The organism is Planktotalea sp. (assembly GCF_049680325.1).
GTDB lineage: Bacteria > Pseudomonadota > Alphaproteobacteria > Rhodobacterales > Rhodobacteraceae > Planktotalea.
On record NZ_JBAUHO010000054.1, the window covers coordinates 1 to 8,529 of the forward strand.

Annotated in this window: 8 protein-coding genes; 3 read left to right on the plus strand and 5 right to left on the minus strand. The window is 54.5% G+C overall.

From position 1 onward, the window contains the following. The 3 genes from WBC85_RS02275 to WBC85_RS02285 form a co-directional block, all read right to left on the minus strand. Nucleotides 1–339, minus strand: a 339-nt coding sequence (locus tag WBC85_RS02275) for a retropepsin-like aspartic protease family protein (protein WP_424433058.1), incomplete at its 3' end; no start/stop codon positions are given. A 30-nt stretch (nucleotides 340–369) separates the two neighbouring features. Further along, nucleotides 370–993, minus strand: coding sequence for a MarC family protein (locus tag WBC85_RS02280; protein WP_424433059.1), 624 nt, complete (start codon nucleotides 991–993; stop codon nucleotides 370–372). Further along, entirely contained in the window at nucleotides 990–2,855 is a 1,866-nt protein-coding gene (locus WBC85_RS02285) for an ATP-binding cassette domain-containing protein (RefSeq protein WP_424433060.1), read from the minus strand. The genes WBC85_RS02280 and WBC85_RS02285 overlap by 4 nt, the downstream gene beginning before the upstream one ends. Before the next feature lie 161 nt (nucleotides 2,856–3,016). On the opposite strand from WBC85_RS02285, the gene ndk reads away from it, so the two are divergent. Then, complete coding sequence (ndk, locus tag WBC85_RS02290) at nucleotides 3,017–3,439, plus strand: nucleoside-diphosphate kinase (protein ID WP_424433061.1); 423 nt, start codon at nucleotides 3,017–3,019, stop codon at nucleotides 3,437–3,439. 59 nt (nucleotides 3,440–3,498) lie between these two features. Here ndk and WBC85_RS02295 read toward each other — a convergent pair whose 3' ends face one another. Then, a complete protein-coding gene (locus WBC85_RS02295; RefSeq protein ID WP_424433062.1) occupies nucleotides 3,499–3,846 on the minus strand; it encodes a TfoX/Sxy family protein in 348 nt (115 codons plus the stop codon). A 779-nt stretch (nucleotides 3,847–4,625) separates the two neighbouring features. Between WBC85_RS02295 and WBC85_RS02300 the strand changes: the two genes are divergently transcribed. After that, the gene (locus WBC85_RS02300; RefSeq protein ID WP_424433063.1) at nucleotides 4,626–7,406 is read left to right on the plus strand and encodes an Rne/Rng family ribonuclease; all 2,781 of its coding nucleotides are present in this window, start codon (nucleotides 4,626–4,628) and stop codon (nucleotides 7,404–7,406) included. An 86-nt stretch (nucleotides 7,407–7,492) separates the two neighbouring features. Here the strand turns inward: WBC85_RS02300 and WBC85_RS02305 are convergent, their stop codons facing one another. Then, nucleotides 7,493–7,717, minus strand: a complete 225-nt coding sequence (locus WBC85_RS02305; protein WP_424433064.1) for a sulfurtransferase TusA family protein — start codon at nucleotides 7,715–7,717, stop codon at nucleotides 7,493–7,495. An 82-nt stretch (nucleotides 7,718–7,799) separates the two neighbouring features. Between WBC85_RS02305 and WBC85_RS02310 the strand changes: the two genes are divergently transcribed. Next, the coding region (locus WBC85_RS02310; RefSeq protein WP_424433065.1) for a cytochrome c biogenesis CcdA family protein at nucleotides 7,800–8,529 on the plus strand (730 nt) is incomplete at its 3' end.

Below are 8,529 nucleotides of genomic sequence, written 5' to 3' on the forward strand. Positions count from 1 at the left end.
ACGCAGAACAACACCTGTTGCGCCAGTATCAACAACAAAACGGATCGCAACGCCGTTCACCAAAGCCATTGCGTAATAATGCCCATCGCGCGCGCGCGGCAGCTCGATCCGCTCGCCGCCGCTCATAACGCTTTGCTGGGGCACAACCGTCTGACGAATATCGCCCCACATGCCATAGGCCGCGATCACGCCAATGAAAATCAGCGCCCAAACCGCCATTTGTTGCAGTATTTTGTTCATCGAATTGCGCCCGGATGTGAAAAACCAGAACGCAATGACACCGCCAAGCAGTGCCAGATAGATCAGATTGCCAAAATCATCGCCCGAAAGCTGCGCCATAGTGCTCTCCTTCGTGCCTTATGTAGGGGCTTATCCGAGAAGACCAAAGTCTTGCAGGCCATTCAGCATGAATTGCACTGCGAGCGCAGCCAATAGCATGCCCAAAAGCCGTGACACAACATTGATGCCGGTTTTGCCAAGCAAACGCTCTAACGGGGTCGCGGCCTCGAAGAAAATGAATGTCACAACAAGAACCAGCGCCATTACGGCAAGCGACAAACCAAGGCCCGTGAACCCGGGGTGCGTACCGGAAAGCAAGATCACCGTCGCGATAGAGCCAGGGCCCGCAATAAGGGGAATAGCCAACGGAAAAACAGAAGGATCATCCAGATCCTCGTCTTCTTCGGCCGTGTCCTCGCGTCGTTTCGAGCGCCGCTCAAAAAGCATATCAAGCGCGGTTAAGAGCAACAAAATGCCGCCTGCAATTTTGAATGCGGCCATTGAAATTCCGATGAACCCCAAAACGGCTTCGCCAAAAATCGCAAACATCGCAAGGATGCCCGCAGAAGTCAGCGTCGCGCGAATGGCAATTGCGCGGCGTTGTTGCACGCTCATCCCTTGCGTCAGGGCAACGAAAAGCGGCGTCAACCCGATCGGGTCAATGATAACAAAAAGCGTCACAAACGAGGTGATGAAAAACGCTGTGTCGATCATGCTTTGCCCGCGGCTTCCAGCTTTTCAAGTGCGGCCATCCACATGGCTTCCGCGCGGCCATGGGCCTCCATGACTTCCGCGTATTTCTTGTTCCACGTCTCAAGTTCACCCTTGCGCGCGTCTTCATAAAGGACAGGATCGGCCAGCTTTTTCGCCAGTTTATCACGCATGTCGTCGATTTTGCTCATGCGTTCTTCGCATTTGCGCACATCCGCGCGCATCGCTTTGATCTGATCCTGCGACGGGCCTTTGGGCTTGGGTTTGTCAGCGGGTTTGTTGCCCTTGCCTTGCTTGGCTGGCTTGTCAGAGGACAACAGCATTTTGCGATAGGCTTCCAGATCTTCTTCATAAACGGAAACATGCCCGTCCTTCACCAGCCACAGTCGATCAGCGACCATCGACAAAAGGTGCATGTCGTGGCTTACCAGAATGACGGCGCCCGTATAGGCGGTCAGCGCATCAACAAGGGCTTCGCGGCTCTCGATATCAAGGTGGTTGGTCGGCTCGTCGAGGATTAGCAAATGCGGGGCGGGCAGGGTGGCCAGCAACAGCGACAAACGCGCCTTTTGCCCACCAGAAAGCCGTCCGACCTGCGTATCTGCCTGATCCGCACCAAGGCCAAAACCGGCAAGGCGCGCGCGCAATTTGGCTTGGCCTTCAGCGGGACGTTCGCGCAACAAATGCTCTAGCGGGGTTTCATCGATGTAAAGCTCGTCCACCTGATGCTGCGCAAAAAAGCCGATGCGCAGCTTGTTCGATGTGACCATGCTGCCGCTGGCGATCTTCAAGCGATCCGATAACATTTTGGAAAGCGTCGATTTACCCTCGCCGTTACGGCCAAGCAGGGCGATACGGTCGTCTTGGTCAATGCGCAGGTTCAGATCGCGTAGAATGATCGTCTCGCCATAACCGACAGAGGCTTTTTCGGTCGCGATGATCGGCGGGGACAGTTCTTCGGGCTTGGGAAAGGTGAACACGGTACGCGCCACGTCTTCGGGTGCGCGAATTGTTTCCATCTTTTCCAATGCTTTGACGCGCGATTGCGCTTGCTTGGCTTTGGAAGCCTTGGCTTTGAAGCGATCCACAAAAGCTTGCAAATGTTCGCGTTTGGCTTCCTGCTTTTTCGCCGCTGAGGCCATCAGGGCACGTTTTTGCGCGCGCTGCTTTGCGAACATATCGTAGGTGCCTGTATAATAGATCAGACCCTTGTCTTCGAGATGCAGAATGCCGCCAACCGAACGGTTCAAAAGCTCGCGGTCGTGGCTGACGATCAACACCGTATGTGGATATTTGACCAGATAGGCCTCAAGCCAGAGCGCACCTTCCAGATCGAGGTAGTTGGTCGGCTCATCGAGCAGCAAAAGATCAGGTTCAGAAAACAGAACCGCGGCCAGCGCAACGCGCATACGCCAACCACCAGAAAAAGCAGAGCAAGGCTGGAGTTGCTCGTCATGCGTGAAACCCAGACCTTTGAGAATCGTCGCTGCACGCGCTTCGGCGGACCAGGCATCAATATCGCTCAGGCGGGTTTGTACTTCGGAAATGCGGGCAGGGTCGGTGGCTGTTTCAGCCTCTGCAAGCAACGCTTCACGCTCGGTATCGGCGCGCAAAACGGTATCTATCAAAGACACCTCGTTTCCAGGAACTTCCTGAGAAACGCCGCCGATTTTCCAGCACTGCGGCATTGATAAGTTGCCGGTATCAAGCACCATTTCACCGCGAATGACCTTGAACAGCGTCGTTTTGCCAGAGCCATTGCGCCCGACAAGCCCGACTTTGTGACCAGTCGGTATTGTGACGGATGTGTTTTCGACCAACGTGCGGCCAGCGACGGAATATGTGATGTCTGATATCTTTAGCATGGCGGGCAGATAGCAGAGCGATTGCGCTGGCACCAGCGGTGATATCGCGCATTACGCACTTCGCGGCTTTTCATAGCCAGTGGCCCATGCTAAGCGCGCCACAGAATTTACGGGTGCTTGTCGCATGGGGCGGCGCGCCTTTCAAATAAGGGAAATCTATCATGGCTCTCGAGCGCACATTTTCGATCATCAAACCAGACGCAACACGCCGCAACCTGACGGGCAAAATTGTTGCTAAATTCGAAGAAGCTGGCCTGCGCGTCGTCGCATCCAAGCGTATTCAAATGACACTTGCACAAGCGCAGGTTTTCTACGGTGTTCACTCTGAGCGTCCGTTCTTTGGCGAGCTGTGCGAATTCATGATTTCCGAGCCAGTTGTGGTTCAGGTTCTCGAAGGCGAAAACGCAATCGCAAAGAACCGTGAAGTCATGGGCGCAACAAACCCAGCGGATGCCGCTGCGGGTACAATTCGCGCAGAATTCGCGGAATCAGTTGGCGAAAACTCTGTTCACGGCTCTGATGCGCCTGAGACAGCTGCAGAAGAGATCGCGTTTTTCTTCTCTGGCCTCGAACTGGTTGGCTAAATCCGGGATTGGGGGACAGCCCCCAAACCCCCGAGGTATTTGAAGGACCAAAGAAGCCGTTAGGCTTTGCGAGGTTTCTCGACAACCCCGATAAGATCAAGGGCTGCTTCCAAATCGGAGCGGCCCTTTTCTTTTGTGTTGCTTGCTTTGGCTTTGATCCGATCAAAGGTCTTGCGAAGCGCCGCTTTTTCAGCGCCCTGACAATCATTCCAAGGGCGGCCTTGAAGCCCCATCACCAAGGCATAATAGCCAATGAAATGCGGGCGCGTGCCCGACTTTAGCAGTTTATAGTAGGTTTCATCAGCGCCGAGCGCGCGAACCTGAGCGGCGCTGGTGATTCCGGCTTTGGCGAAGCTGGCATCACTGGCAGGGCCCAGATTTGGGATGGAAGAAACGGGATCACTCATCAAGCTAATCTAGCATTGATTTACCTGCTCAGATACTGGCGAAGTCGGTAAATGCGATCGGTTTTTCTGCTTTGTCACCGTTTTTCGGGGCTGGCGCGCTTTGGCTTGGCTTTTCCGGCGGTGTTGGTGGTTTGGAATTTGCCATTGGCTTTCCTTCCTGTGACGTCATGCGCGTGATGGCGCTTTGATGCTCTCGAATTGGTTTGTTTTTCTGATCGATCTTTTGATTTATGCGGAACGAGCGGGCGGTTTCATGCCGCAATTGTGACGATCTTGGGGTATTCAGAAACCACGATTTTTGGAGCGGCCAACACGGTTTGAGAACTGGGCTTGGATAAATTGAAGTCATTTACCCATTGCGCAGACCCTATGTTAGACCCTATGTATGACACACGGTCCGTGGTCGCGAGCGCGAACAAGGACCGGGAGAGTTTCGCTGCAGCCCACTTTGCCATAGCAAAGGTGCTTGGAGGCAGACCGATACGGTCTTTTGGTGATCTAGTTCAAATAGATGTCAGTTGACCTTACGACGCGCCGTTTCTTTAAACAAAAGGGCGGCAATTTAACGGGCATGCATGTTGTGAAAACGTGACGTGTCGGAGCAGAACCGCGATGAAGCGCGCGCAGGATACGAATACCAGAGCAGGAGCCCCGCAAGGGCTCTGCCTCCGTGCGCGCCATTTCGCCCAAATCAGACGCCCCGCAAGCCGGACCAATAGACCGCCTGATCGCTTTTGTGATCGGGCTATTGTTCTTCGCGCCGGGCGCAAACGGATACCATGGCTAAGAAAATGCTTATCGATGCCTCCCACACGGAAGAAACCCGTGTTGTGGTGGTCGACGGAAACAAGGTTGAGGAATTTGACTTTGAATCCGAAAACAAACGCCAGCTTGCTGGCAACATCTATCTCGCAAAAGTAACCCGCGTAGAGCCGTCCCTGCAGGCGGCCTTTGTGGATTACGGTGGAAACCGTCACGGATTTCTCGCGTTCTCGGAAATTCACCCTGATTACTATCAGATCCCCGTTGCGGACCGTGAGGCCCTGATGGAGGAAGAGCGCGCTTATGCCGAAAGCCAGCGCGCACGTGAAGACGAGCAGGACAAACCGAAACCGCGCCGCTCGCGTCGTCGCTCGTCCTCGAAAGCGGCCGAGGTCAGCAGCGATGATGCTGTTGTCAGTAAAGAGATCGAAAACACGTCTGATGATGCCGGCGTTGAAATCACCGGTATGGAAACGATTGATCTGAGCGAAGATGCGCAGGACACTGATGTTCTGGAAGGATCGTCCCCGATGGAGACGGTTGCAGAAACGCCTGTTGATACGCCAGCCGCGGATGAAGCTGCGGATGATGACGCTCATGAGGAGAGCGAAGCGCAGGATGATAAAGACGGCACTTCATCGCAGTTGAGCGCGTCCGAGCGCGACGAAACGATTGAATCGGTTTCAGAAGAAGATGACGCCGAAGATATTCGCCCACTGCGCAAGCCACGTCCACGTCGCTACAAAATTCAAGAAGTCATCAAAGTACGCCAGATTTTGCTGGTTCAAGTTGTGAAAGAAGAGCGCGGCAATAAAGGCGCGGCGCTTACAACCTACCTAAGCCTTGCAGGGCGTTATTGCGTGCTGATGCCAAATACGGCCCGTGGCGGCGGTATTTCCCGCAAGATCACCAATGCGGTAGATCGTAAGAAACTCAAAGAGATAGCGAACGAAATTGATGTGCCTCAGGGCGCAGGTCTGATCGTGCGCACCGCAGGTGCCAAACGCACCAAGACCGAAATCAAGCGCGATTACGAATACCTGCAACGCCTGTGGGAGCAAATTCGCGAGCTGACGCTCAAATCTATCGCACCTGCGAAGATTTATGAGGAAGGCGATCTAATCAAGCGTTCGATCCGCGATCTTTATAACCGCGACATCGACGAAGTCTTCGTGGAGGGCGAGCGCGGCTATCGCATCGCCAAGGACTTCATGAAAATGATTATGCCGTCCCACGCGAAGAACGTGAAGCAATATGCTGAATCCATGCCACTTTTCGCTCGTTACCAAGTAGAAAGCTACCTGTCTGGCATGTTCAACCCGACAGTTCAGCTGAAGTCTGGCGGTTACATTGTTATTGATACGACCGAAGCTTTGGTTGCGGTTGATGTGAACTCTGGGCGCGCCACCAAAGAAGGCTCGATCGAAGATACAGCGACCAAGACCAACCTTGAGGCCGCAGAAGAAGTTGCGCGTCAGGTCCGTCTGCGTGACCTTGCGGGTTTGATTGTCATCGACTTCATCGACATGGACGAACGCAAGAACAACGCCGCTGTCGAGAAGCGGATGAAGGACAAGCTCAAGTCGGATCGTGCGCGTATTCAAGTCGGACGCATTTCTGGTTTCGGTCTTATGGAAATGTCACGCCAGCGTTTACGCCCAGGCATGATCGAAGCCACAACTGCGCCATGCCCGTCGTGCCACGGCACTGGCTTGATCCGCTCCGATGACAATATGGCGCTGAATATCCTGCGCCAGATCGAAGAAGAGGGTGTGCGCCGTCGCTCACGCGAGGTTCTGGTGCGTTGCCCTGTCGCGATCTGCAACTATCTGATGAACCAGAAACGCGAACATATTGCCCAGATCGAACTGCGTTATGGTTTGTCTGTTCGGATCGAGGGTGACCCCCATATGGTCAGCCCCGATTTCGCGATGGAGAAATTCAAAACAGCGACGCGCGTTGTGCCAGAGCCTTCTGCGCATGTTGTTTCCGTCGATACTTCACTGATGGATCAAATTGACGAAGATATCGTTGATGAAGACGACGAAGAAGAATCGGCAGGTGAATCAAACGGCCAGCATGGCGCAGAGGGTGAGGACAAGCCGAAGAAGCGTCGTCGTCGCCGTCGCCGGGGTGGCAAAAAATCTGGATCATACGATCACCAGAACGGTGACAATGGCGATGGCGATGACAATGGCACGTCTGCCGACGCATCTTCCCAAAGCGATGCATCCGGTGATGGTGAAGCGCGCGTTGATGGCGCGGATCAAGGCGCGAAAACAGCTGTTTCTGCGGAAGCGGTGACAGATGACGCAGCGGTGAAAACGAAGCCAAAGACCGTTTCCAGATCGCGTAGCAAGCCAAAGCCAAAAACGGTGAAAGAGCCTGTTGGAGATGCAGCAACAGAGGCAAGCGAGCCTGTGGATGCGGCGCAAAGCAAAGAGCCAGAGGTTAAAGCGGAGAAGCCGAAACCAAAGCCACGCACGCGCAAGCCTGCGACACCAAAAGCACCTGCGAAAGCGAAAGCTGCGGCAGAACCTGCGGAAACCGCTGCGCCTGTTGCACAGACAGAACCGGTTGTTGAGGCCGCTGCCGTTGAGCAAGCTGCACCTGTGGTTCAGAGTGAACCGGTCGTCGCAGAGCCTGTTGTCGAAGTTGCCGCAGCAGCAGAACCGGCAGAGCAGCCTAGCGTTGTGACAGAGCCGGAAGTCGCAGAGCCTGCGAGCGGGCCAAAGTCGCTTGGATCGTTTGAACCGAGCAAGCCCAAGCGCCGCGGATGGTGGTCCTTGGGAAAATAGGGTGTTCACGCACTAAAGAATATTGAAACGCCGCGTGTCATGCGCGGCGTTTTTTTGTTGGTAAACCGCTTTTGTTTGATGCGCGCTTATGCGCCTTTGCGGATCACATAAATCTGCACTGCACCATCATCGCGGGTTTCGATCAGCGAATGACCTGCTTGTGCGCAAAAATGCGGAACGTCGATGATGGCCGCAGGGTCATCCGCGTGCATTTCCAGCTCATCGCCAACGGCCAGCGGCTGCAAACGCTTGCGCGCTTTGAGAACCGGAAGGGGGCAGAGCAGGGAGGTGGCATCAAGTATGTGTCGCATAAGCGTGATTTAGTCGTGATGTGTCACTGTGTCCACGCCCTTGTGACTTTGCTTCTGTAGCGTGCTCGGGCTAAGTGGGGGCATGTCAGAAATTGATCTCATATCCCTTGGCCTCGGGCCGCAAATGCTGGTTGCCATGCTGGCTGGCGTTGTATCGTTTTTAAGCCCATGCGTTTTGCCGATTGTGCCGCCTTACCTGGCGTTTATGAGCGGTGTGTCATTGCCTGAAATGCAAGGAACGCGCGCAGGACGCCGCCAGACCGGTATCGCCGCGATTTTCTTTGTCATGGGTCTAAGCACGATCTTTTTGCTGCTCGGTTTCACGGCCTCGGTGTTTGGTGCGTTTTTCTTGCAGAACCAGGTCTTATTCGGCCGTATTGCTGGCGCTATCATCATCGTTTTCGGGCTGCATTTTCTGGGTGTGTTCCGCATCGGATTTCTTGATCGCGAAGCGCGCCTTGATGCAGGTGATCGCGGCGGTAGCGCCTTTGGTGCCTATGTGCTTGGCCTTGCCTTTGCTTTCGGCTGGACGCCCTGCATCGGTCCGCAGCTTGGGGCGATCCTGTCTTTAGCCGCCTCCGAAGCCAATGTTGCGCGCGGTACGACATTGCTGGGCCTTTATGCGCTTGGGCTGGGCATTCCGTTTCTGCTGGCAGCCTTCTTTATTGATCGTGCGATGGGCGTGATGAACGCGCTCAAGCGGCATATGGGGTTGATCGAGAAGATATCTGGTATCTTGTTGATTGCGGTCGGTCTTGCGATGCTAACGGGGGCGTTTTCTTTATTTGCTTTCTGGCTGCTCGAAACATTCC